The organism is Pararoseomonas sp. SCSIO 73927 (genome assembly GCF_037040815.1).
Taxonomy (GTDB): Bacteria; Pseudomonadota; Alphaproteobacteria; order Acetobacterales; family Acetobacteraceae; genus Roseomonas.
Genome location: NZ_CP146232.1, coordinates 1,417,572 through 1,440,756, shown reverse-complemented (window position 1 = coordinate 1,440,756; position 23,185 = coordinate 1,417,572). Strand labels below are relative to the sequence as shown.

At 72.4% G+C, this 23,185-nt stretch carries 19 protein-coding genes; 9 read left to right on the top strand and 10 right to left on the bottom strand.

Annotated features, from left to right (window positions below; all coding sequences use genetic code 11):
• Positions 1 to 14: 14 nt before the first annotated feature.
• A complete protein-coding gene (locus VQH23_RS06810) occupies positions 15 to 782 on the top strand; it encodes an SDR family NAD(P)-dependent oxidoreductase (RefSeq protein ID WP_338664877.1) in 768 nt (255 codons plus the stop codon).
• Between the two features lie 237 nt (positions 783 to 1,019).
• Here the strand turns inward: VQH23_RS06810 and VQH23_RS06805 are convergent, their stop codons facing one another.
• The 3 genes from VQH23_RS06805 to VQH23_RS06795 form a co-directional block, all read right to left on the bottom strand.
• On the bottom strand, positions 1,020 to 1,652 hold the full coding sequence (locus VQH23_RS06805) for a DUF1345 domain-containing protein (RefSeq protein ID WP_338664876.1): 633 nt from the start codon (positions 1,650 to 1,652) through the stop codon (positions 1,020 to 1,022).
• A complete protein-coding gene (locus VQH23_RS06800; RefSeq protein ID WP_338664875.1) occupies positions 1,649 to 2,443 on the bottom strand; it encodes a (Fe-S)-binding protein in 795 nt (264 codons plus the stop codon). Before VQH23_RS06800 ends, VQH23_RS06805 begins: the two co-directional genes overlap by 4 nt.
• A gap of 125 nt (positions 2,444 to 2,568) precedes the next feature.
• Entirely contained in the window at positions 2,569 to 3,462 is an 894-nt protein-coding gene (locus VQH23_RS06795) for a DMT family transporter (protein WP_338664874.1), read from the bottom strand.
• Positions 3,463 to 3,570: 108 nt separating this feature from the next.
• On the opposite strand from VQH23_RS06795, the gene VQH23_RS06790 reads away from it, so the two are divergent.
• Complete coding sequence (locus VQH23_RS06790) at positions 3,571 to 3,930, top strand: phage holin family protein (protein WP_338664873.1); 360 nt, start codon at positions 3,571 to 3,573, stop codon at positions 3,928 to 3,930.
• Positions 3,931 to 4,030: 100 nt separating this feature from the next.
• Here the strand turns inward: VQH23_RS06790 and VQH23_RS06785 are convergent, their stop codons facing one another.
• Entirely contained in the window at positions 4,031 to 4,621 is a 591-nt protein-coding gene (locus tag VQH23_RS06785) for a TetR family transcriptional regulator (RefSeq protein WP_338664872.1), read from the bottom strand.
• Positions 4,622 to 4,849: 228 nt separating this feature from the next.
• Between VQH23_RS06785 and VQH23_RS06780 the strand changes: the two genes are divergently transcribed.
• From VQH23_RS06780 to VQH23_RS06770, 3 genes are read left to right on the top strand one after another with little or no spacing between them, the layout of a single operon-like run.
• The gene (locus tag VQH23_RS06780; RefSeq protein WP_338664871.1) at positions 4,850 to 5,347 is read left to right on the top strand and encodes a (2Fe-2S)-binding protein; all 498 of its coding nucleotides are present in this window, start codon (positions 4,850 to 4,852) and stop codon (positions 5,345 to 5,347) included.
• Positions 5,344 to 6,432 carry a xanthine dehydrogenase family protein subunit M gene (locus tag VQH23_RS06775; protein WP_338664870.1) on the top strand — a complete coding sequence of 363 codons (1,089 nt, stop codon included), beginning with the start codon at positions 5,344 to 5,346 and terminating at the stop codon, positions 6,430 to 6,432. Before VQH23_RS06780 ends, VQH23_RS06775 begins: the two co-directional genes overlap by 4 nt.
• Positions 6,425 to 8,677 (top strand): xanthine dehydrogenase family protein molybdopterin-binding subunit, encoded by a 2,253-nt coding sequence (locus VQH23_RS06770; RefSeq protein WP_338664869.1) that lies wholly within the window; start codon positions 6,425 to 6,427, stop codon positions 8,675 to 8,677. Before VQH23_RS06775 ends, VQH23_RS06770 begins: the two co-directional genes overlap by 8 nt.
• Before the next feature lie 105 nt (positions 8,678 to 8,782).
• On the opposite strand, the gene VQH23_RS06765 is transcribed toward VQH23_RS06770, so the two are convergent.
• Complete coding sequence (locus VQH23_RS06765; protein WP_338664868.1) at positions 8,783 to 9,664, bottom strand: sulfotransferase domain-containing protein; 882 nt, start codon at positions 9,662 to 9,664, stop codon at positions 8,783 to 8,785.
• Positions 9,665 to 9,981: 317 nt separating this feature from the next.
• On the opposite strand from VQH23_RS06765, the gene VQH23_RS06760 reads away from it, so the two are divergent.
• Entirely contained in the window at positions 9,982 to 10,785 is an 804-nt protein-coding gene (locus tag VQH23_RS06760) for a hypothetical protein (protein ID WP_338664867.1), read from the top strand.
• Positions 10,786 to 10,807: 22 nt separating this feature from the next.
• Here VQH23_RS06760 and VQH23_RS06755 read toward each other — a convergent pair whose 3' ends face one another.
• Positions 10,808 to 14,254: a glycosyltransferase gene (locus VQH23_RS06755; RefSeq protein ID WP_338664866.1), complete on the bottom strand. Its 3,447-nt coding sequence runs from the start codon at positions 14,252 to 14,254 to the stop codon at positions 10,808 to 10,810.
• A 415-nt stretch (positions 14,255 to 14,669) separates the two neighbouring features.
• Between VQH23_RS06755 and VQH23_RS06750 the strand changes: the two genes are divergently transcribed.
• Together VQH23_RS06750 and VQH23_RS06745 are read left to right on the top strand one after the other, a co-directional pair.
• Positions 14,670 to 15,215, top strand: a complete 546-nt coding sequence (locus tag VQH23_RS06750; RefSeq protein ID WP_338664865.1) for an Rrf2 family transcriptional regulator — start codon at positions 14,670 to 14,672, stop codon at positions 15,213 to 15,215.
• A gap of 106 nt (positions 15,216 to 15,321) precedes the next feature.
• Entirely contained in the window at positions 15,322 to 16,407 is a 1,086-nt protein-coding gene (locus VQH23_RS06745) for a polysaccharide pyruvyl transferase family protein (protein ID WP_338664864.1), read from the top strand.
• 21 nt (positions 16,408 to 16,428) lie between these two features.
• Here VQH23_RS06745 and VQH23_RS06740 read toward each other — a convergent pair whose 3' ends face one another.
• The gene (locus tag VQH23_RS06740) at positions 16,429 to 17,199 is read right to left on the bottom strand and encodes a hypothetical protein (protein ID WP_338664863.1); all 771 of its coding nucleotides are present in this window, start codon (positions 17,197 to 17,199) and stop codon (positions 16,429 to 16,431) included.
• A 220-nt stretch (positions 17,200 to 17,419) separates the two neighbouring features.
• On the opposite strand from VQH23_RS06740, the gene VQH23_RS06735 reads away from it, so the two are divergent.
• On the top strand, positions 17,420 to 18,724 hold the full coding sequence (locus tag VQH23_RS06735) for a UDP-glucose/GDP-mannose dehydrogenase family protein (RefSeq protein WP_338663334.1): 1,305 nt from the start codon (positions 17,420 to 17,422) through the stop codon (positions 18,722 to 18,724).
• Between the two features lie 295 nt (positions 18,725 to 19,019).
• Here the strand turns inward: VQH23_RS06735 and VQH23_RS06730 are convergent, their stop codons facing one another.
• Genes VQH23_RS06730 through VQH23_RS06720 form a run of 3 tightly spaced genes read right to left on the bottom strand, consistent with a single transcriptional unit; the run spans position 19,020 to position 23,082 of the window.
• Positions 19,020 to 19,889 (bottom strand): hypothetical protein, encoded by an 870-nt coding sequence (locus VQH23_RS06730; RefSeq protein WP_338664862.1) that lies wholly within the window; start codon positions 19,887 to 19,889, stop codon positions 19,020 to 19,022.
• On the bottom strand, positions 19,886 to 22,126 hold the full coding sequence (locus tag VQH23_RS06725; RefSeq protein WP_338664861.1) for a glycosyltransferase: 2,241 nt from the start codon (positions 22,124 to 22,126) through the stop codon (positions 19,886 to 19,888). The genes VQH23_RS06730 and VQH23_RS06725 overlap by 4 nt, the downstream gene beginning before the upstream one ends.
• Positions 22,123 to 23,082, bottom strand: a complete 960-nt coding sequence (locus tag VQH23_RS06720) for a hypothetical protein (RefSeq protein WP_338664860.1) — start codon at positions 23,080 to 23,082, stop codon at positions 22,123 to 22,125. The genes VQH23_RS06725 and VQH23_RS06720 overlap by 4 nt, the downstream gene beginning before the upstream one ends.
• Positions 23,083 to 23,185 lie beyond the last annotated feature (103 nt).

The following is a 23,185-nucleotide window of genomic DNA, read 5'->3' as shown; positions in this document are numbered from 1 at the left end:
CGGAGAGAAGAACCATGGCACTCGCCATCGTCACAGGCGCCTCCACCGGCATCGGGCTGGAACTCGCGCGCGAGGCCGCGAAGCACGGCTACGAGCTGCTGATCGCGGCCGACGAGCCGGAGATCGAGACCGCCGCCAGCGAGCTGCGCGCCGCCGGCGCGAAGGTGGAGGCGTTGCAGGCCGACCTCTCCACCACAGAGGGCGTGGACAAGCTGCTGGCCGCGACCAACGGGCGCGAGGTGGAGGCGCTTCTGGCCAATGCCGGCCGCGGCCTCGGCCACGCCTTCCTGGACCAGGATTTCGACCGCATCCGGGGTGTGGTGGACACCAACATCACCGGCACGCTCTACCTGATCCACAAGGTCGGGCAGGGCATGCGCGCGCGGAACGCCGGGCGCATCCTCATCACCGGCTCTATCGCCGGCTTCATGCCCGGCAGCTTCCAGGCCGTGTACAACGGCACCAAGGCCTTCCTGAACTCCTTCTCCTGGGCCATCCGCAACGAGCTGAAGGAGACCCAGGTCAGCGTGACCTGCCTCATGCCCGGCGCGACGGAGACGGAGTTCTTCGAGCGCGGCGACATGATGGACACGCCCGTCGGCCAGCAGAAGAAGGACGATCCGGCCGAGGTGGCGAAAACCGGCTTCGCGGCCATGCTGCGCGGCGACGGCGACGTGGTGTACGGGCTGAAGAACAAGCTGCAGTCGGCGGTGGCGAACGTGCTGCCCTCCGCCGTGGTGGCGGAGATGCACCGCGGCCTGGCGGAGCCGGGCAAGGGCTGATGACGGCCAGGGGGAGGGAGAAGGAGTTCTCCCTCCCCCTGGAACCCCCACCCTCATCTTCTTCTATAGGGCTGCCGCGGAATGCAGGGCTTGCGGCTCGCCGAGGGTCATCGACCCTCGGCGCGGAACAGGTCTCCACGGGGCCAACCGATAGAAGAAGATGATGGGGGTTCCAGGGGGAAGAATTCTTTCTTCCCCCTGGCGGTGGGTGCGGGAGGCGGAGCCTCCCGAAGAAACCTATCCCACCAGCGCCGCCGCGAGGTTCACCGCCGCCGCCACCACCACGGCATTGAACAGGAAGGCCAGGATGGAGTGCCCGAGCACCAGCCGCCGCATCCCGGCGGAGCGGGTGGTGACGTCGGAGACCTGGGCGGTCATGCCCACGGTCATCGCGAAGTAGAGGAACTCCGGGAAGTCGGGTTCCCTGTTGCCGGGAAAGTCCAGCCCCTCGCCGCGCAGCCAGTGGGCGTGGGCGTAGTGGTGGGCGTAGAGCACCTGCACGAAGGCCCAGGAGAGGAGGACGGTGCCGCCCGCGAGCAGCGCGGCGCCGTCCGCCCGGTCCGTGCCCTTCGCCCCGGCCAGGTCCACCGCCACCGCTGCGAGGGAGGCGAGGGAGGCGACGACGGAGAGGAGCAGGATGACCCACTGGTCCTCGTCCAGCTCCTCCGCCCGCTTCCGCATCCGGTCGGGATCGGCGCTCCAGAGCGCCACCAGCACCGCGCCGATATAGGCCAGCGCCGCCGCGTCCCAGGCGAAGAGCCAAGTGGCGGCGCCGCGCGAGCCCGTGGACCACGCCGCGGCCCAGCCCAGCGCCCCCGCCGCCAGCGCCCCGATGAGGATCGGGCGGCGGCCGAGGCGCGGCAGGGTCACGCGCGCGGGTCCTCCGCCCCATCGATCCGGGGCTCGCCGATCGGGGGCACGTCGCCGGTCATGCCGGCCAGCACCTCGGCCACATGGCGCACGCGCACCTCGCTGCCCTCGCGCCGCAGGCGGCCGGCGATGTTCAGCAGGCAGCCCATGTCGCCCGCCAGCAGCGTGTCCGCCCCGCTGGCGCGGATGTCCGCCACCTTGTCCGTGACCATGCGGGCGGAGATGTCGGGGTACTTCACGCAGAAGGTGCCGCCGAAGCCGCAGCACACGTCGCGCTCCGCCAGCTCCTTCACGGTCAGCCCCGGCACCCCCGCCAGCAGGCGGCGCGGCTGGTCCCGCACGCCCATTTCCCGCAGGCCGGAGCAGGAATCGTGGTAGGCGGCCACGCCGTCATAGGGCGGGGCGGCCGCTTCCACGCCCATCACGTCGGAGAGGAAGGCCGTCAGCTCCTGCGTGCGGGCCGCCAGCGCCTCCGCGCGGCCGCGGTAGTCCGGGTCGTCGGCGAAAAGGGCGGGGTAGTGGTGCGCGATCATCCCCGCGCAGGAGCCGGAGGGCGCCACCACGAAGTCATAGCCGAGGAAGGCGTCGACCACCGCCCGCGCCAGGTCCTTCGCCGTCGCCCGGTCGCCCGAGTTGTAGGCCGGCTGCCCGCAGCAGGTCTGGGTCGCCGGCACCTCCACCTGGCACCCCGCCCTTTCCAGCAGCCGGATGGCCGCGAACCCTACCGTGGGCCGGTAGAGGTCCACCAGACAGGTCACGAAGAGCGCCACGCGCGGCTTGGTCTGGAACATCGCGGCGCAGGATAGAACGGGGGGCGGGGCCGCGCCACGGGTGGCCTTCCGCCCACCGGGCCCGGCCTCGCCGCCAGTGGTGTCCCGGTGCTTCCGGCGCGAGGCCAGGGCGCCGGCGGCCAGGGTCAGGACGCCTTCGGCGCCGGGGGCCGGTGCGGCCCTTCCCTGCTCCTCGCGGGATCCCGCGCGGAGGCGGCGAGCCAGCCGCCGCCCACCACCATCGCCGCCGCCGCCAGGACGCGCGGCCCCGCCACGCCTTCCCCGGCCAGCAGCAGGAGGAGGGTGGAGGCCACGGGCACCGCGTAGGCCAGGGTGCCCAGCAGCCGCGGGTCGCCCCGCTTCATGCCGATGTCCCACAGGAAGAAGGCCGCCCCAACCGGCCCCAGGCCCAGCAGCACGGCGGAGACCCATTGCCGGGCATCCGGCACCACCGTCGCCTCGAGGCCGAGATGGGCGACGAGCGCGAGGAGGGCGGAGGCGAGGCAGAACCCCGCCACCGCCTCCGTCGGCACCGCGGCCATGCGGCGCGAGGTGACGGAGTAGGTCGCCCAAACGAAGGCCGCCGCCGCCGCGCAGAGGAAGCCGAGGCCCGCCCCCGGCGGGAAGGAGGCGCCCGGTCCCACCACCAGCGCGCAGCCCAGCCCCCCCAGCACCACCCCCGCCAGCCGCCGCGCCCCCAGCCGCAGGCCGAGGATCGGCGCGGAGAGCAGCACGATCAGCAGCGGCCAGAGATAGTTCAGAAGGCTCGCCTCCACCGGCGGCGCCCAGGCCAGGGCCGCGAAGTAGAGGGCGTGGTAGCCGAACAGCCCGCCCACCCCGTGCAGCCAGGCCAGCGGGGGCTGGCGCAGCAGGTGGAGCTGTCCGCGCAGTGCCAGCCCCGCCGTGGCCAACGCTCCTGCCGTGCCGAAGGCCATGGCCGTCAGCTGCAGCGGCGGCACCCCCGCCGAGCCCCGCGCCAGCACTGCCAGGAAGGCCCAGAGCAGCAGCGCGGCCACACCGGCGAGCGTCGCGCGGCTCATGGCGCGCGCCGCGCGCCGGCGGGGGCAACCGCCGCCCGGGGGCCGCGTTGCCCCCGCGTCCCGCCGGGTCCGTCCGGCGCCGCACTGGCAGCATAGGAGTCGAGCAAGGTGGGCTTCCTGATCCGCACGGCCATCACGGCCGTTGCCTTCTACATCGCCGCGAACCTGGTCAGCGGGCTGTACTTCCCCAGCCTCACGAACCTCATCATCGCGGCCATCGTCTTCGGCGTCGTCAATGCCCTGATTCGGCCGATCGTCGCCACCCTGTCCCTGCCGCTGACGGTCCTCACGCTCGGGCTGTTCACGCTGGTGATCAACGCGCTGATGCTGGCCCTCACCGCGCTGCTGATGCCGGGCATGCGCATCACCAGCTTCGGCACGGCTTTCCTCGCGGCCATCATCATCTGGGTGGTCTCCTGGATCGCCAACAAGCTGATCGGCGAGCGCACGGTCCAGCCCGTCGGCTGAGATGATCGGGCTGCCCGGGACGGTCTCTCCCGGGGTGACGGAAAGGCCCGCGCAAGCGGGCCTTCCCTGCATCAGGGCCGCAGGGTTCAGGCCGTGAGGCTCAGGGCGCGGGCCGGCGCCGCAGCCCGTCCACCAGAACGTCGAGAAGCCGCAGCACGCTGGCCTGCCAGTCATCCCCTTCCTGGGCGTAGCACATGCCGATCAACGCCCGGAGCACCTCCCCAGGGCCGATGTCGTCCCGGATCTCGCCGGCGGCGACCGCGCGCGCCAGCAACTCCCCCACGGCGCGGGTGAAGCGGTCGGAGGAGTAGGCCGCGAGGTCCGGGTTCTTCTGTGTGACGAGGGCGAGGGCCGCCAGCATCCCCTTTTTCGTGGCCACGAAGGTCACGCTGGCGCGGAGCCAGAGGCGGAGCGCCTCGGCCGGGCTCGGCTCGGCCCTCAGGGCCTGGGCCATCTCGACGAGCTGCTCCACCTCGCGCCGGTACACCGCCTCATAGAGGGCCTCGCGCGTGGGGAAGTGGCGGTACAGCGTGCCGATCCCGACCCCGGCGCCTCGCGCCACCGCCTCCAGGCTGGCGCCCGCCCCGCCCTGGCTGAACACCGCCTTCGCCGCCTCCAGCACGCGCTCGCGGTTGCGGACCGCATCGGCCCGCGGCCTCCTCGCCCTCTCGATGGTGACACCCGATTTCACGCGCCTGTCCTCATTCGCCTCTTGCAAACGGAGGCACCCTCCATATTCTATGCGACAGGACGCCGGACGGCGATCGCCGCCCATCCCGCGCCCTTCTTCTCAACGCCATCACGACAGTTTCGTACAGCCGCGTCCCGGGACGGTCGCACACCGTTCGCAGGCCCGACCGCCGCCCGGGCGCATCATCCCGGCGGATCATAGCGCACAGCACCCCATCGGAGGCCCAGCATGAGTTGGTCCATCACCCTCACCGTCAACGGCGAGACGCGGCGCGTCGAGCTGGACGACCCGCGCGTCACGCTGCTTGACCTCCTGCGGGAGCGCCTCGACCTGACCGGCAGCAAGAAGGGCTGCGACCGCGGGCAGTGCGGCGCCTGCACCGTGCTGCTGGACGGGCGGCGCGTGAACTCCTGCCTGTCGCTCGCCGTCAGCCACGACGGCGCCGAGGTGGTGACAATCGAGGGGCTGGCCCGGGAAGGGGTTCTGCACCCCGTGCAGGCCGCCTTCATCGAGCACGACGCCTTCCAGTGCGGCTACTGCACCCCCGGCCAGATCATGAGCGCGGTGGGGTTGATCGGGGAGGGCCAGGCCGGGGAGGACCCGGAGCGGGTGCGGGAGTGCATGAGCGGCAATCTCTGCCGCTGCGGCGCCTACCAGGGCATCACGGAGGCCGTGCTGGACGCGGCGCGCCGCATGGGCGCGGATGGCTGGGAGAAGGCCGCATGAACCGCTTCGACTATATCCGCCCCACCACCCTGGCCGAGGCCGTGGCGGCCGCCGCGGTGCCGGGCAGCGCCTTCCTCGCGGCCGGGACCAACCTGCTGGACCTGATGAAGGGCGGCGTCGTCCGGCTGGAGCGGCTGGTGGATGTCGGCCGCCTGCCCGGGCTGGACAGGGTCGAGGCGCTGCCGGACGGCGGCCTGCGGATCGGCGCGCGGGTGCGGAACGCCGACCTCGCGCATGATCCGGACTTCGCGCGCCGCTTCCCGGCGGTGGCGGAGGCCCTGCTCTCCGGCGCCTCCGCCCAGCTGCGGAACGCGGCGACGGCGGGCGGCAACCTGCTGCAGCGCACGCGCTGCGCCTATTTCTACGACGCCGCCAGCGCCTGCAACAAGCGCGAGCCCGGTGCGGGCTGCGACGCGCTCGGCGGCGAGAACCGGCTGCACGCCGTGCTGGGCTGGAGCGAGCGCTGCATCGCCACCCATCCCTCCGACTTCTGCGTGCCGCTGGCCGCCCTCGACGCCGTCGTCGAGATCGAGGGCGCGGCGGGGCGGCGCGAGGTGCCGCTGGAGACGTTCCACCTGCTGCCCGGCGAGACGCCGGAGCGCGAGAGCGTGCTGGCCCCCGGCGAGCTGGTGGTGGCGCTGCGCCTGCCCGCCGGGGCCGAGGCCTTCGCCGCCCATGCCCGCTACGTGAAGCTGCGGGAGCGCACCTCCTACGCCTTCGCCGTCGTCTCCGCCGCCGCGATGCTGCGGATGGAGGGGGACACCATCGCAGAGGCGCGGCTGGCGCTCGGCGGCGTCGCGCTCAAGCCCTGGCGCGCGCGGGAGGCGGAGGCGGTGCTCGCCGGCGCCCGCCCGGATGCCGCCGCTTTCCGCCGCGCGGCGGAGGTGGCGCTGGAGGGGGCCCGCCCCTCCGGCGAGAACCGCTTCAAGATCGAGTTGGCGCGCCGCATCGCCGCGCGCGCCCTGGCGCTCGCGGCCGCCGGCACGCCGGAGCGCATCCCCGCTCTTCCTGCGTCTCCTTTGGCTGCCTCTCCTTTGGCCGCCTCCCCCATGGCCCCTGTTGCAGGAGCGTCCCTCCATGGCTGAACCCGCCATCCTGCGCCGGCACGGCTCCAGCATCGGCCAGCCGCTAACCCGCCGCGACGGCCCGCTGAAGGTCACGGGCGCCGCGACCTACGCCACCGACAACAACCCTCCGGGCCTGCTGCACGCCGTGCTGGCCACCAGCACGGTCGCCCGCGGCCGCGTCGCCTTCCTGGACGTGGCGGCCGCGCGGGCCCATCCCGGCGTGGTGGAGGTGATCACCCCCGCCAACCGTCCGCCCCTGGCGCAGGACCCGGACGCGAAGGACAGTCCCTTCAACTTCCGGATGGAGCTGCTGCAGGACGACCGCGTCCGCTACGCCGGGCAGCCGGTCGCTGTGGTGGTGGCGGAGACGCTGGAGGCGGCGACGGAGGGCGCCTTGCTGCTCGCGCCCCGCTACGAGGCCGAGCCGGTGCAGGCGGAGCTGGACGGGGCGGAGGTGTTCCTGCCCTCCACCATCGGCGTCGGCACCCCCTCGGCGCTGCGGAACGGCGACGTGGAGGCCGGGCTGGCCGCGGCCGAGGCCCGGATCGCCGCCACCTACGACACGCCCATGCAGTACCATAACGCGATGGAGCCCCACTCCGTCGTCGCGGCCTGGGAGGGCGACCGCCTGACCCTGGACATCCCCACCCAGGGCCTGGCCCTCACCCAGGCCCGGATCGCCGGGCTGTTCGGCGTCCCGCCCGAGGGGATCCACATCCGCAGCCCGTTCCTCGGCGGCGGCTTCGGCTCCAAGCTCGTCTCCGGCCCGCAGGTCCTCGGGATTCTCGCCGCCCGCATGGTCGGGCGGCCCGTGAAGTTCGCGCTGCGGCGGGAGCAGATGTACGGCCCGGTGGGCCACCGGGCGCCGACGCGGCAGACCTTTCGCCTGGGCGCGGACGCCACGGGCGCGCTGACCGCCATCGCGCACCACGTCCGCACCTCCAGCAGCCGCTTCGACGACTTCTTCGAGCCCGCCGCGCAGGCCTCCCACGCCCTCTACGCCGCGCCCGCCCTGGAGACGACGACGGAGGCGGTGCGGCTGGACACCGGCACGCCCACCTTCATGCGCGCCCCCGGCGAGGCGAGCGGCAGCATCGCGCTGGAGAGCGCGATGGACGAGATGGCCGAGGCGCTGGGCATGGACCCGCTGGAGTTCCGCCTGCGCAACTACGCGGAGACGGAGCCGTCCTCCGGCAAGCCCTTCTCCTCCAAGGCGCTGCGGGAGTGCTACGCGCGCGGCGCGGCCGCCTTCGGCTGGGCGGGGCGGCCCCGCGCACCGCGGGGCATGCGCGACGAGAACGGGCTGCTGGTGGGCTGGGGCATGGGCACCGCGACCTTCCCGGTGCACATCTTCCAGGCCAGGGCGCGCGCCGTGCTGCGGCGCGACGGCAGCGGCCTGGCCGAGACCGGGGCGCACGACATGGGCCAGGGCGCCTGGACCGCGCTGGCCCAGATCGCCGCGGACAGCATGGGCCTCGGCATCGACAGGCTGGAGTTCCGCGCCGGCGATTCCACCCTGCCCGATGCCGGGATCGCCGGCGGCTCCGGCCACACTGCCACCGCCGGATCGGCGCTGCGGGCCGCCGGCGAGGACGTGGTGGCGAAGCTCGCCGCGCTCGCCATGGCCGACGAGCGCTCCCCCCTCTTCGGCGCGGGCAATGCCGGCGTGGTCGCCCGCGACGGCCGGCTGCTCCGGCGCGATGACGAGAGCCGCGGCGAGGCCTTCGAGAGCGTCCTGGCCCGCGCCGGGCTGGAGGAGATCGAAGGGCAGGGCCAGGGCGCAGCCGACCCGGCCGCGCAGGAGCGCTACGCCATGCACGCCCACGGCGCCGTCTTCGCCGAGGTGAAGGTCGACCCCGAGCTCGGGCAGGTGCGCGCCACGCGCCTCGTCGGCGCCTTCGCGGCCGGCAACGTCATCAACCCGCGCCTGGTCCGCAGCCAGTACCTCGGCGGGATGATCTGGGGCGTCTCCTTCGCCCTGCACGAGGCGGCCGTGATGGACCCGCGCTCCGGCCGCGTGATGAACGCGAACCTGGCCGAGTACCACGTGCCGGTGAACGCCGACGTCCCCTCGCTGGAGGCCATCCTGGTGGAGGAGCACGACCCGCACGTGAACGCGCTGGGCATCAAGGGCGTGGGCGAGATCGGCATCACCGGCTCGGCCGGCGCCGTCGCCAACGCGGTGTGGCACGCGACGGGTGTGCGCGTCCGCCAGTTCCCGGTGGCAATCGAGGCGCTGATCGCGGACTGGCCGCAGTTCTGAGCGGACGGAGCGCGCGGCCCCAGGGGGAGAGGAGGGATCCTCTCCCCTTAGAACCCCCACACATCCGATGACCTCGGGCGACTTCGGGCGGTGACCCGGTGCGGATCAGTAGTAGTCGTAGAGTTCCATCGCCTCGCGCATCTGGTTGTTCAGCCGCCGGATGGTCTCGTCCTGCAGCTTGTTGCGGTGGTCGCCGGGGATCACGCGGCGGACGAAGCGCGTCTTCTCCTCCTCGTCCGGCACCTCGTCGATCTGGCTCAGCAGCACCTCGACCCGCCCGGGCGGGCACGACCAGTCGAAGTGCTTCAGGATCTTGTGGATCATGCGCTTCTTCTGGAAGATGTACTCCTCGTAGCGGAGCGTCAGGCAGCTCGGGTCGTCCAGCATGTCCCGGAACGCCAGCAGCGTGTTCTGGAAGTTGCGCGCGTGCTTCAGGACGTAGGCGTCGATCTCGGTCGCGAGGGTTTCGGCCCGCTTCCTCAGGAACTCCGCCGAGGCCTTCGCTCCCGCCTCGGTCTCCGCCGAGGGCAGGGAATGGGAGTAGGCGTCCGAGAAGTACTGGCTCACCAGCGCGTCCCGCGGATCCCGGAACATGAAGATCTTCCGGCCACCCCGGAACGCCTCGTACCCCGTGAGGTTCGTGGGGAAGGACCGGAAGCCGATATAGACGTTGTTCGGCCGGACCACTTCCGTGAGGTCCGCGCCGACCCAGTCGGCCACGACGAAGCCGTTCTTGAAGAAGGTGCCGGGAACGTCGACGGCATTCACGCCGTTCTGGCGGGCGAGAGATTGGACGATCTTGTGCAGCATGGTGCTGCCGGACTTCCGCACGCCGAGGCAGAAGCAGGCGTTCCGGATCCCGGGCCCCGCATCGGAACTGGCAGCGGGCCGGGCGACGCGGAAGGTCAGCTTCCCCTTGTCGCCGATGGTGACCGTGACCGGCTCCACTGTGCCCGCGCTCTCGTCAACTGGCGTGGCCTGCTGCATCGGTCGCCTCTCGAAGTCTGGGGTGGACGGGTCGCCGGCGGTGGTCCGAGGATAGCTGGCGCAGTGGGGGTTGCAAGGCGCCGGCGCGGACGTCGTTCCGGTTGTGCCTGCGGGCGCGGGAGGGCTCACAGGACCGAGGGCGGGACAGTGGCACCCCGGCCGGCCGCCCCGCATTGTCGCGCCGTGGCGTGCATAGTAGCGTCACATCGTCGCGCCCGCTCCCAGTAGACTCCGCTTCCCGGCCAGCGATCCCCGGCGAGGCCGCCGAGGACGATCCCGGCCCTGACGCGGACCGGGCCGCGCAGGTGGAGGGCTGGATGGCAGAGAAGACGCGGGTCGCCTATCTCGGCGCGGAATTCGATGTCGCCCTCGACGAGAGCGCCCCGGCCTACTTCCTCTTCGGCATCCGCAAGTCCGGCAGCTCCATCGCGAACGCCATGATGACGGCGCTGGCGAAGCACAACGGCGTCAACTTCGTCGACGTGCCGGGCCAGCTCTTCGCCAGGGGCGTGGGCGTTGCGGCGTGGCAGGAGGACGCCGGGCTGGGCGGGCTGCTGCACGGCGGCAACCTCTACGGGGGCTTTCGCAACGCCCCGCTCGGCCTTCTCGGGCACCCGCGCCTGGAGACCGGCCCGAAGGTCCTGCTCGTCCGCGACCCGCGCGACGCGCTCGTCAGCGAATACTTCTCCAACGCCTTCTCCCACTCGATCCCTACCGGGGGGGAGACGCGCGACATGATGCTACAGAACCGCGCGCAGGCGCTGAACGCCTCCGTGCAGGAATTCGTGCTGAAGCGGGCGCCGCACTTCGCCAGGACGATGCGCGAGTACCAAGGGTTCCTCTCGATGCCGGGCCTGCGCCTCTACCGCTACGAGGACGCGATCATGAACAAGGGCCGGTTCCTCCGCGACGTGTGCGGGCAGTTCGGCTGGCCCGTCGACGACCGCCTGATCGGGCTGATCCTGGGCTGGGCCGATGTGATGCCGGAGGAGGAGCGGCCGGCCGAGTTCGTCCGCCGCGTGCGGCCGGGCGACCATCGCGAGAAGCTCGACGCGCCGACGATCGCCCGACTGGACGAGATGCTCGCCGAGGAACTGGCCCTGTTCGGCTACAAGGGCTGACCGGGGCCGGAGGCCGCCTCGCTCAGTCCCGGTTCGCCGCCGCGAAGATGTCCACATAGAGCCCCTGGGGCAGGACCGACCCGAGCACGAGGGCCCAGACCCGCCACTCCTCGCGGTAGCTCCGGTCGAACACCACGTCCCAGGGCTTCGGCTTGTCGAGGAAGTGGAGGAGCACGCCGTCCTCGATGTGGCCGTTGCGCTCGCGGCTGGGGCGGAGGAAGAAGTTGAAGCGGTCCGCCATCATCGTGAAACGGTCGCGGAAGGCGACGTTCAGCGCGCACTGGTCGTGGAAGACCAGGCGCTCCGGTTCCGTCTCGGAGATGCGGATCGCCTCCTCGATCACCTCCGGCAGCATCGGGTCGTCGCACTTGAGGAGAAGCACGCCGGAGTTGAAGTAGGTATTGGGGTTCAGCCCGTTGCGGCGGGCGGCGTTGATCACCTCCGGCGCGTAGTCCTCCACCCGGGCGGCGAGAAGCATGTCCCCCAGCTCCGTCTGGAACAGCCCCGTCAGGTCGCCGCGGCAGATGATGTCCGTGTCGATGTAGGCGGCGCGGCGGAAGGTGTGGCGCTGCAGCAGGTAGCGCGCCGCGTAGAGGCGGAAGTAGGCGGCGCGGGACAGCGCGCTGCCGCCGGCGAAGAAGCCGTAATCCGTGCGGTGGTCCACGGCGGCCGGCATGAACTCCTCCTCTCCCACCACGTCGATCGCGCGGCCGAAGCGGGCGGCGACCATGGCGATGGAGCCGTGCCAGTGCCGCGGCACGTCGCGGTCCAGGAAGACGAAGAGGCGCCCGCCCACCTGCGGCGACTGGCCGAGGAAGGAGCAGAGGAAGGTGAGCAGCGAGAGGAAGTAGCGCTGGTTGGCGCAGAGATAGAGGCAGATCTCGTCCTGCCCCGCCTCCCCGGTGTCGGGGGGCGAGAGGATCCAGTTCGAGCGGTAGCGGGCCGGGGTGCCGCGGGCGGGCACCTTCGTCGCCATCGCGCGCGCCCGGTGCAGGATCGCGAGGTCCTCGTGCACCCGGGCCAGGAACTCCTCCAGGTCGGGCTCCAGCCCGCCCCCGGACTCCCCGGCGATCCCGGCCGCGGTGTCGGAGAGCTCCTGGTGGATCTCGGCCTTGCGGACCACGCGCATCGCCAGGTGCGCCGCGCCGCCGATGCCGTAGCCGTTCGCGACATGGGCCAGCAGGATCCTTCCCGCCTCCTCCCACCGCCCCAGCTCGCTGAGCAGGCGCAGGACGGTCAGGCCCTCCCACTTGCTCAGCTTCGAGCCCTGGAACACGTCGCGGTAGATGCGCTCGGCCTCCTCGAGGTTCTCGGCGTGGCAGTGGAACTCCACCTTCCGCAGCAGCGTGTCGCGCCGCTCCGCGATCGGGCTGCCCTCGATCTCCTCGAAGAGGGCGCCCAGCTCGTCCCAGCGCTTCTGCTGCAGCAGGAAGTTGATGCGCGCCTGCACGACGGTGTTGCTGCCCGTCCCGCGCCCCTCGAGCAGGCGGTACAGCGTCGTGAGCAGCCTGTGGCCTTCCCCCACCCGCATTTGGCCGGGGTCGATGCAGAGGAACATCGCCTCCGCCAGCTGCCAGTCCGGCATCCTCTCGGCCCGGCTGTCCTCGAGCAGCAGCGCGAGGCCGAGGATGTCCTTGCGCCGCGCGGCGAGGCGGAAGCGGGCGTGGAAGACCTCCGGCAGGTCGCTCCCGCCCACTGCCTCCAGCCGGGTGGCGGCCGCGTCCATCGCGCCCGCCTCCATCAGCCGGTGGGCGATCACCGCCTCCGCGACGGCCTCGGTCGCCGGGTGGAGCGGCAGCCGGCGCAGGATCTGCAGGCTCTTCGGCTTCTCCCCGGTCGCCTGGTAGTAGCGGGCGACGGCCAGCGATCCCCAGACGTTCAGGTCGCCGTCCTGGTTCCGCTCCAGCTCCAGCGCGTGCGGCTTGGCGGCGGGAACGTCGCCCGCGTCGAGCGCGAGCTCCAGCAGCCGCAGGCTGGCGTAGTAGTCGCGGACACCCCGGGCGTTCAGCAGGCGATAGACCTGCACCGCCTCGTCGCGGTTCCGGTCGTCGTAGAGGACCCGGTTGAGCGCCGCGAAGCGCGAGCCGATCTCCGCGAGAGTCGCGGGCTCGACCTCCGCGGGCGCCGCCAGGAACGCGATCTGCGCGCGCGCGCTGCCCGGCCGGTCCCCGGCGAGGTAGCGGCCGACGGCCACCAGCAGCGCCGCCCCGGCGGCGGCCGCGCCGGTCCTCTCCTCCATCTCGCGCTCGGCCCTCGCCAGGAGGAGCCCGCGCCGGTCGGCGGGGAGGGAGAGCAGGTGGCTCTCCGCGCCGGCGAAGCCGGCCTCCAGCGGCCGGAAGCACGGCTCCGCCGCCGCGGGCCCGATCGCCGGCTCCCCGGCCGCCGCCTCCGCGTGGCGCTCGGGGCTCTCGTGCTCGGGGGCGTGGCGCTCGGGAAGGCCGACCAGGGCCGCGATGGAGGGGGGCGGCCTCACTGCCCCGGCTTCCTCTCCGGCCCCTTCCTCAGTGCAGCGCGCCTCCTCGTCCTCCGGGGCAGAATCGGCGGCCGCGGCATCCCCGTCCGGCCGCGCCCGGCGGCGCACCAGGTCCAGCAGGCGCTCCGCCTTCGGCGGGGGCGGCCCGGGGGCGGCGGGCTCGAAGGCGGCGGAGGGGAGCAGGCCCGCCGCGAGCCCCTCCTCCATGAAGTGCAGGAAGGGGTCCGCCGTGTCCTCCGGAAGCGCCGCGACGGCCGCGTAGTAGGCGGGGTCGAACCAGGGGTTCGGCGCCGTCTCGTGCCGGTGCGCCATGTGGTGCGCCAGGGGGAGCTGCCCGGGCGGCACCGCGTGCGTGGCGGCGTACCAGGCCGGGTCGAAGAAGGGGCCGGGCGGCAGGCCCGACGGGCCGCCGTGCCGGAGGTAGTGGAGCAGCGCCCCCGGCCGCCCTTCCAGCCCCGCCTCGGCGGCGTAGGCCGCCGGCTCGAAGAAGGGGGAGGGCTGCGCGCCCGCCGCCTCGCCCGTCCGCAGGTAGTGGAGGATAGGCGGCAGGAGCTCCGCCTCCCGCATCTGCGTGCGGCGGTACCACGCCTCGTCGAAAAGGCCGGAGCCGGCGATGTCCAGGTAGTCGTTCAGCTCATGGAAGGGGGGGCGGCGATCGCGCCCGGTGCCCGCGGCGACGAGGGAGAGGAGGCCGCTGGCCGTCAGCGGCCGGCACACCACCGGCACGGCCTCGTCGCTGCCCCGGATCTGGAACACGACGGGCGCATCGGGGGCGGCCGCCTGCAGCGCGGCGCGGTCGATGCGGCTCCACCCGATCAGGAACCCGCACCAGGTCGGCCGCTGCACCACCTTGTCGATGTCCGGCCGGTCGAGGAAGGCGATGGTGGTCCCGAGAAGTGCATCGCCGCAGCGGAGGTCCAGGCCGACGGGGAGCGCAGGGGGCGACAGGTCGAGAAGCCAACCGCGGATGCCCAGCGCGTCGTCGATGTAGTCCACCGCCCCGGCGTAACGGCTCCCTGACGAAATATAGGGCAGAACCACAGTGTCACCCTCAACCACCGCGTGCAGAAAACCCCCGAAGTTCTCCGGAATTACTTCCCGCGGACCACCGATCAACCTTGGCCGACCATCGGCCCCCTGGCAAGGACGCGAGGCCCTGCAATAACCCGTCCTCCAAGGGTAAATTATTGTGAAATCACTGCCTCTCCGCCCGGGTCAGCTCGGCGGCGGCCTGCCGCCGCCTGCAACCGGGGCGTGCGGCGCCCCCGCCCGTGATCCGCCCCGGCGCGGGGCAGCGGGGAACGGGGCCACGGCTCCGGTGGGCACTGCGACGGGAGCCCCTGCGGGGGTGTCGGCGCGGCCCCCCGCGAGACCGCTGGTGATGCCCGCCCGCCCTGGCTAAACCCGGACGATGCTGACCCAGAAGGCGAAGTACGGGCTGCGGGCTCTGGCGATCCTGGCGCAGGGGGCGCCGGAGAGCCCGACCATGACAATTCTGGACATCGCGCTGCGCGCTCACGCCCCGCACAAGTTCCTGGAGGCGATCCTCCTCGACCTGCGGCGGCACGGCTTCGTCTTCAGCCGCCGGGGCAAGGCGGGGGGCTACGGCCTGGCGCAGCCACCCCGTATCATCCGGGTCGGGGACATCATCCGCGCCATCGACGGCCCGCTGGCGCCCATCCCCTGCGCCAGCCTCACCGCCTACCGCGCCTGTCTGGACTGTCCGCGCCCGCAGGCCTGCGCCATCCAGCGGTTGATGCGGCAGGTGCGCGACGCCACGGCCACGGTGCTCGACGGGACCAGCCTGGCCGAGCTGGCAGCCCATGGGGAGGCCGTGCTCGGCGACGATCCTGACGGGAGCGATTCCCGGGGGGGCAGCTCCGGTGCGGAGGATCTCCGGGAGGGCGAGCCGGAGAGCATGGAGGGCCGCGCCGAGCCCGTGGACGAGAGGATCTAGCCGGGCTACCACGACGCCCCCGGCAGGGCCGCCGAGGCGCGCCCCCGTGCGGGGCGGATCCTGCCGTGGCGCCGTTCACGGCCGAGGGCATGGCCAGGAGAGATGGATGCCCGGAGTTCCCGGCGTCATCGGGACGGGCACGGTGTACCGGCCCCTGCGCCCGGACAATACGGGCAACCTCCTCCACGCCGTGGCGGCGCGCAGGCTGCTGCAGGACCATGTCGAGCTGCCCACCGGCCGCGCCTGGACAGGGGCGGAGGCGGAGAGGGCGCAGGGCCTCTCGCACATCGTCGTCGTCATGGCGAACGCGATCCGGCTCGGCACCACCCAGAACGGCCTCTCCCCCTTCCACGAGGCCATGGCGGCGAACCTCGCCCGGGTGGACCGGCCGGTCGTCGTGTTCGGCCTCGGCGCGCAGGCGCCCTCCGGCGCGGAGGCCGGCACCACGGTCCCGGAGGCGACGCTGCGGCTGCTGCGGATCATCGCGGAGCGGTCCCGGCGGATCGCGGTGCGCGGCCGCTTCACCGCCGAGGTGCTGGAGCGGTTCGGCATCACCAACGCCGCCGTCGTGGGCTGCCAGTCCTGCTTTCTCAGCCGGTCGCCGTCCTTCCCCTACGCGCTGGACCGGCCGCTGGCCGAAGCCGGCACGGAAGAGGGGCGCGTCGCCTTCAACTACACTTCGATGAACCGCGAAGGGCCCCTGGTGAGATGGGCCGTCGCAGGCGGCTTCGACATGATCGGGCAGCAGGAGGGGTACGAGGAGAGCGTCCGGGCCGGCGCCGTGCCGCCCGACGATCCCCGGATGGAGCGCTTCTTCCGGACGCAGGACCTCAGCCCGGAGGATTACTCCGCCTATTGCCGGGCGCGGTTCCACAAGTTCTTCGAGACCGATGCCTGGCTGGAGCACATGCGGCGCTACGCCTTCAGCCTCGGCAGCCGCTTCCACGGCAACATGTTCGCGCTGCAGGCCGGGGTTCCCGCGCTCTGGCTCGTCCATGACAGGCGGACGCAGGAGCTCTGCGAGCATCTGGGGCTGCCCTCCGTCGCGCTGGAGGAGGCGATGAAGGTCCGGGACATCGCCGCCCTGCGCGAGCTGGCGGATCCCTCCGGCTTCCTGGCCGGCTACCCAGCCCGCTACGCCCTTTTCAGGAGCTACGTCGAGGAAGCCGGGCTGCCGCACCGCCTTGCGTGAGGGAAGGGCGGCCCCGCAGCCCTAGGTGATCTCGGCAGGGGCCTGGAGCGGCTGGAGCTCGTCAGGCACGGCGCGGAAGACCGGCCAGGGGCTGTGGGCCAGTTCCACCCGCTGCCCGGCAATGCGGACGACGACGTCGACGTCGCGGCCCTTGGGCTCCAGCGGCCTGGGGAAGCGGAAGAGGAAGCCGGTGGCGCCGAGCTCCGGGTCCATCCGGGTGAGGTCGTTCCGCAGCCTGCTCGCGGAGACGCGGCCCTGCACCTGGCCGTCCACGAGGATCTCCACCTGCACGGGACTTCCCGGGCGGTCGAGGTCCGCCGCCCATCCGCGCACCAGGGACTCGCTGCAGCGATCGATCGCGCCGGCGAATCGCCCCTCGCCGGGCAGGGAGGGGGCGGCGGGCGGATCCGGCAGCGCGGGATCCTCCCTGAGCAGGGACACGCCCTCGCTCGTGCGCAGCGCCCGCGCCTCGGAGACGACGCCGCGGCGGTCGGCGAAGACGGCGCGCTGCCCGCCCGCCCAGACCTCCAGCCCTTCCGCGCCGAAATGCAGCTCCAGCATCAGCGCTTCGTCCGGGCGCAGCCGGGGCAGGGGAAGCTCGACCTGCCCGTTCCAGGACCCGCCGATGAAGTCGTTCAGCACGATCAGCTCGGCCGCTGGGCGCAGGCTGACGTGCAGGTGGATCGAATCATCGTCCATATAGTCGATGATCTGCGGCCGGTTCCCGGGGAAGCGCACCTTGAAGCGGTGGACGCTGCCGGGGGCCGGAGGATCGTCGATGGGTCGCTCCAAGGGCCGGTCACCGGGAAAGGAGGGGCGAGGAGGAATGCCCCCCTCAAGGTCCTGATATTCCTATCCTCTCGTCCACCCGTTTCGCAAGTGCATGCTGTTTGTGTATCGGGGTCGGAAGGAATTTCGCAGTTGCGGCATGGCGGGGATGGTCGCGGGCGTGGTGGTGGGATAGGGAGGCGGGGTGCGGGCCTGGGCGGCCCTGACCTCGCAGGGGAAATCGATGCGCGTCGCGATGATCGGTGCCGGGTATGTCGGGCTCGTGTCCGGTGCCTGCTTTGCCGAGTTCGGGGTGGATGTCTGCGTGGTGGACACGGAGGCCTCCAAGGTGGAGGCGCTGCGGGACGGGCGCATTCCGATCTACGAGCCCGGGCTGGACAAGCTGGTGGAGGAGAACGTCCGGGACGGGCGGCTGAGCTTCACCACCGCGCTCGAGGAGGCGATGGAGGGGGCGGACGCGGTGTTCCTGGCGGTGGGCACGCCGTCGCGGCGCGGCGACGGGCACGCGGACCTCTCCTACGTGTTCGCGGCGGCCGAGCAGGTGGCCCGCGCGGCCCGCGGCCCGCTGGTGCTGGTGACGAAGTCGACCGTGCCGGTGGGCACGGGGCGGCGGATCAAGGCGGTGCTGGACGAGGTGCGGCCGGGGCACGAGATCGTGGTGGCGTCGAACCCCGAGTTCCTGCGCGAGGGCAGCGCGATCGCCGACTTCATGCGCCCGGACCGCGTGGTGATCGGGGCCGAGGACGACCGGGCGTTCCAGGTGCTGCGGCGGCTGTACCGTCCGCTCTACCTCATCGAGACGCCGATCGTGCAGACGGGGATCGAGACGGCGGAGCTGATCAAGTACGCGGCGAACGCGTTCCTGGCGGTCAAGATCACCTTCATCAACCAGATGGCCGACCTCTGCGAGCGCGCCGGGGCGAACGTGCACGACGTGGCGCGCGGGATGGGGCTGGACGGGCGGATCGGGCGCAAGTTCCTGCACGCGGGCCCGGGCTACGGCGGCTCGTGCTTCCCCAAGGACACGCTGGCGCTGGCCCGCACGGCCCAGGAGCTCGGGGCGCCGGTGACGATCGTCGAGCAGACGATCGCGGCCAACGACGCGCGCAAGGAGCAGATGGCCGAGCGCGTGGTCGCGGCCCTGGGCGGGTCGGTGGCGGGCAAGACGGTGGCCGTGCTCGGGCTGACCTTCAAGCCGGAGACGGACGACATGCGCGACGCGCCGTCGCTCGTCGTCGTGCCGCGCCTGGCCGCGGCAGGCGCCACGATCCGGGCCTTCGACCCCCAGCCCGCCCACGCCAAGCAGCTGCTGCCGGCCAACACCGTCTTCGCCGAGGGCGCGCTGGAGGCGGCAGAAGGCGCGGACGCGGTGGTGCTGCTGACGGAGTGGAACGAGTTCCGCGCCCTCTCGCCCAAGCGCCTGCAAGCGGCCATGAAGGGCGACGTGGTGCTGGACCTCCGCAACGCATGGGACCCCGAAGCCTTCCGCGAGTGCGGCCTCAACTACTCCTCCATCGGACGCCCGTAGGCGAAGGATCGGGGCTGGCGGTCTGTCCCGGGGAGAGGAAGATGGAATTCTTCCTCTCCCCGGACCCCTCACCATCATCTTTTTCTAGTAGGTGGTTTTACCCTGCTGACGGTGCGCCTCGGGCCGGTGACCCGAGGCGACTGCAAGGTCAGGATAAAGCCCTCCATGCAGAGCTACCGTCTCAGGACGGCGTGGCGGCAGCCAGAAGGGGTTCCAAGGGCCTCAGGCCCTTGGCGGGGGTTTCAGGGGGCGGCGCCCCCTGCCTCCGAACCCGTCAGGACGAGACCCCCCCCGTTCAGCCGGAAATCCAGGGCCTGACCACGTCCATGCAGGAGAGCACGCGCTGCAGCCCGACCGGGTTGTGCAGTTTTCTCTCATCCGCGTAGAGGTCCAGCACGAAGCGTCGTCCGCCGAGATCGTCGTTGCCGGGGCCAAGGCCGCGCAGGGCCGAGAGCAGCGGTAGTAGCTGGTCCTCGTAGTGGTCCGCGTCGAGTGTGTTCTGCAGGTAGTAGGTGCGGGGCATCGTCGCGCCCTGCCGCAGGGCCTCGATGAAGGAGAAGCGCGCGCCGAAGCGCTCCGCGGCCTCTGCCGGCGCGATGCCGCCGAAGGCGACGCGCAGCAGGTGGGCCACGCCGCCGCGCCGGAATTGCAGCACGTCGGTCTGCGGGTTGTTGACGAAGGCGGAGGAGCCTTCCAGCCGGGAGGCGAGCATGAGCGAGCCGAAGCCGCCGGCGGAGCTGCCGAAGAACAGGACCTGCCGGTTCGACAGGCCGATTCCGTCCCTGGCCCGCTCCACCAGTTCCAGGATGCGGGGCAGCACGGGGTGCTCGGCCGTGCCGAGCAGCCAGCCCAGCCCGAGCCCGGGGTCGAGGCCCAGCGTGGGGTCGCTGAGAATCATGACGTTCTCCGGGAAGTGCCGCACCCAGTCGAGGCGCTGGAAGCGGGGCAGGGAGACCTCGCTGCGCTTGACCATGCCCTGCCCGAAGACGATCAGCGGCCGGTCGGGGCCGACCAGCCGCGCGTAGACGTCGATCGGCAGGGCCTCGCCCTCGATCCGGTAACGGTGCTCGCCCGGCCGGAGGCGGAACTCCGGCATCCCTTCCACGAGGATCGTCGGGATCTCCCGCGTGGCGTCCGGCTCGCTGCGGGCCGCGTCTGCCCTCAATTCGCGTACTTCCGGCCGAGGCGGCGGATGAAGGCGACCCCACGTTGCAGCGCCGGGTCCTCCGGCAGGTGCTCCTCCGCCAGGTGCTCGACGAAGCCGCCCACCTGGGCCAGCCGCTGGCGCAGCCTCTCGTTCTCCAGTTCCAGCAGCGCCGTCCGCTCCGTCAGCTGCGCGGCCTGGCGCCGCAGCATCGTCAGCTCCACGTTCTGGGAACGGCGGCCGGTCTCGGCCTCCAGCGCCTTCCAGAACAGTCCCTGGGAGAGAAGGAGGAAGGGGCGGAGCGCGGGCGGGGCGACGGAGAGGTAGGTCTCGGCGGCCCGCATGAGCGCGCCGGCGCGGTCCCGCTTGCGCCAGCTGCCGCCCCAGCTGCCTTCCCCCGTGCGGTACCAGATCAGCGCCTCCGGCACGACGTCGAGCTTCAGCCCGCGCGACCAGGCCTTGGCGAAGAAGCGCCAGTCCTCGGCGTGGTTGAAGCGCCCGTCCACGACGAAGCCGCCGATCTCGAGGAAGAGGTCGCGCCGGACGAAGCAGTTCAGGTCGCCGTAGCCGTTCACGATGAGGCCGAGTGGCCCGAAATCGCCCATGACGATGAAGCGCTTCACCGCTTCCGCCTCGCTTGCCGGCGGGACCTCGCCGGTGAAGTGGTCGTTGAAGCAGGTCAGCAGGTCGGCCCCGCTCGTCTCGGCGGCGCGCAGGAAGGTGTCCACCTCCTCCGGCTTGGGGACGTTGTCGTCGTCCATGTGCAGCAGCCACTGGCCGGTGGCGGCGTAGGCGCCGGCGTTGCGCGCCGCGGGCTCGTAGGCGTTCTCGCCCATGCGGAGGACCCGCAGGCCGGGCCGGCCCTCCGCCTCCAGCGCCGCCAGGAACTCCACCGCGGCCGCCGTGCGGCTGCCATTGTCCACCACGATGATCTCGTCCGGCGCCCGGGTCTGCGCGGCGAGCCCGGCCAGCGCCTGGGCCAGCCCCGCCGGCCGCTCGTAGTGGAGGATGAGGACGCTGACCGTCGCCGCTCGGGCCGCGGGGGCACGCGCGGGCCGCGCGAGCCGGGCCGCGATCTCGGTGTGCAGGCGGCGGAAGGCCTCCTCCGTCTCCTCCTCCCGCACCGCGGAGCCGGCGGGGCCGAAGCCGCCGGCGGGCGCGGCGAGCGCGGCCTCCAGCCGTTCCGCCAGGGCGGCGGGGGTGGGCTGGAACAGCACCCGGTCCTGGCTCTCCGGCGCGATCAGCTCCGCGACCCCGCCGACGTCTGAGGCGATGAAGGGGATGCGGTTGGAGAGGCACTCCAGCACCGTGTAGGGCGAGTTGTCGGACAGCGCCGCGAGCACGGCCAAGCGGCCGGGCGCGCGCAGGTAGTCGTTCGCCTGGAAGGTGTCGAGGTCGTCCAGCACCCGCACCTCGCGGCCCCAGCGGGCGGCGCGGGCCTCGATGCTGGCGGGCGGGTAGTCCGCGCCGGACTTGCCGAGAAAGGTGATGCGGAGCCCCGGCGGCAGCCGGTCCCGGATCCGGTCGATGGCGTCGCAGAAGACGAGCAGGCCCTTGCGCGGCTCGATGCGGCCGAAGAACACGACCTCCCCGATCGCCGAGGGCGCGGAAGCCTCCGGCGCGGGCGCGGCGGGCGCCAGGCGGCGCGGCATGAGGTTGGGGATGACGTGCTGCCGCGCGGGCAGGGTGAAGCCGTTCTCCTGCAGCCAGCGCAGCATGTAGCGGCTGGGACTGATCACCCGGTCGCAGAGCGCGATCAGGCGCCGCTCCATCCGGTCCCGGATCATGTAGGTGATGTCGTCCACCGTCCGCAGGTTGGATAGGCGCGACCAGAGGGTGGGCGAGTGCGCCGTGACCGTCAGCGCGGTTCCCTGCAGCGCGAGGCCCTGGGAGCGGGCGAGGGCGGTGAAGTAGCCGAGGCCGATGTAGTCCACGAAGTGGATCACGTCGAAGGCCGTGTCCTTCAGCTGCCGGTACACGTGGTAGGAGCGGGCGAGGTTGTCGTCGTCGTAGACGCTGGGCGTGCGGTGCACCGCGGGCAGGCCGCCGCTCTCAAGGAACATCATGGCGATGCCCTGCCGCGCGTAGGCTGCCGCCCAGGCCTCGCGGTCGCCGCGCTCGAAGAAAGTGGAGGTGTAGAACAGCGTCACCTCGTGCCCCTCGGCCGCGAGGAACTGGGCGAGCGCCGTGCAGGCCGTGCCCACCCCGCCATTGTTGATCGGCCCGACAATGTCGGGAGAGGCGATGCAGATCCTCAATCCGTGGTCCCCGTGGGCAGGGGGCCGGTATAGGTGACGGGGCGGCAGATCCACCAGGGACTGTTCGTCAGCTCCAGCTCCGTGTCACCCACCCGGACCGAAACGCGCGCCTCCCGGCCCTCCGGCAGGAGGACGGGCTCTGGGAAGCGGAAGTGGAAGCCGGCGCCGTCCTGCGGCGTGCCGGGGCGCGCGCCGTTCGCGCGGGCGGAGCCCTGGAAGCGCCCGTTCACGAGGATGTCCACCACCAGCGGGGAGGCGGGCAGCGCGGGGTTGCGCACCCAGCCGCTGACGCTGCGCTCCGAGCAGTGCTCGACGGCGCCGAAGTAGCGGGAGCGCAGGGGCACCGCGTCCAGCACCGCGCCCGCGTGCCGCATCTCCACCCACATCCCCTCGTAGACCAGGGCCTCCCAGGGATGGGGAAGGCTGAAGCGGAGGGCGGCGCCGGGCGCGAGCTCCAGCCGCGAGAGGGGGCGCCCGTCCGCGCGGAACTCGATCTCCGCCATCCCCTCCCCCGCGCCGAGCTGGATCAGGCCGGAGAGGTGCTGGGTGTCCGCCCGGGCGATCTGCCCGTGGAGGACGCCCGGGGTTCCGCCATCCGCCTTCAGGATGTTGTCCGACAGCAGCAGCCGCGCCCCCGCCAGCGGCAGCGCGAGCGGGATCTCCGCCAGGGGGGTCCCGTGCGAGAGGAGGGCCGCCTGCCCCTCCTCCAGCTCGATGGAGAGGGCCAGCTCCGGCCCCACGGCATCGTCGGGAAGCGCGATCCGCCGCTCGACCCCCCACTGCCCGGAGAGGCGGCTGTTCACCACGAGGCCGTGCGGCGCGGGCTTGACGTGGAGGAGGATGTCCTCCCCCGTCACCACGTCCAGGCTCTCGCCCCGGGCCGCGGCCGCGGCCGCGATCAGCAGGTCGTGGCGGCCGGCGAGCGGCGGGGGATGGCCTGGGTCCGTTCTTGTCATGGGGACGGGATCTCGTGTCGGCGCAGGAGCTTGTCGGCCCCTGGATTAACACATCCTGGCAGACTCAGCTGAAAGCTGACCATTCTGCACGGGATGGCCGGGC

Excerpts from the sequence above, each read along its gene's own strand:
- VQH23_RS06810 (WP_338664877.1), top strand. The coding sequence starts at position 15 with ATGGCACTCGCCATCGTCACAGGCGCCTCCACCGGCATCGGGCTGGAA.
- VQH23_RS06800 (WP_338664875.1), bottom strand. The coding sequence starts at position 2,443 with ATGTTCCAGACCAAGCCGCGCGTGGCGCTCTTCGTGACCTGTCTGGTG.
- VQH23_RS06795 (WP_338664874.1), bottom strand. The coding sequence starts at position 3,462 with ATGAGCCGCGCGACGCTCGCCGGTGTGGCCGCGCTGCTGCTCTGGGCC.
- VQH23_RS06780 (WP_338664871.1), top strand. The coding sequence starts at position 4,850 with ATGAGTTGGTCCATCACCCTCACCGTCAACGGCGAGACGCGGCGCGTC.
- VQH23_RS06775 (WP_338664870.1), top strand. The coding sequence starts at position 5,344 with ATGAACCGCTTCGACTATATCCGCCCCACCACCCTGGCCGAGGCCGTG.
- VQH23_RS06770 (WP_338664869.1), top strand. The coding sequence starts at position 6,425 with ATGGCTGAACCCGCCATCCTGCGCCGGCACGGCTCCAGCATCGGCCAG.
- VQH23_RS06765 (WP_338664868.1), bottom strand. The coding sequence starts at position 9,664 with ATGCAGCAGGCCACGCCAGTTGACGAGAGCGCGGGCACAGTGGAGCCG.
- VQH23_RS06760 (WP_338664867.1), top strand. The coding sequence starts at position 9,982 with ATGGCAGAGAAGACGCGGGTCGCCTATCTCGGCGCGGAATTCGATGTC.
- VQH23_RS06750 (WP_338664865.1), top strand. The coding sequence starts at position 14,670 with ATGCTGACCCAGAAGGCGAAGTACGGGCTGCGGGCTCTGGCGATCCTG.
- VQH23_RS06745 (WP_338664864.1), top strand. The coding sequence starts at position 15,322 with ATGCCCGGAGTTCCCGGCGTCATCGGGACGGGCACGGTGTACCGGCCC.
- VQH23_RS06735 (WP_338663334.1), top strand. The coding sequence starts at position 17,420 with ATGCGCGTCGCGATGATCGGTGCCGGGTATGTCGGGCTCGTGTCCGGT.
- VQH23_RS06720 (WP_338664860.1), bottom strand. The coding sequence starts at position 23,082 with ATGACAAGAACGGACCCAGGCCATCCCCCGCCGCTCGCCGGCCGCCAC.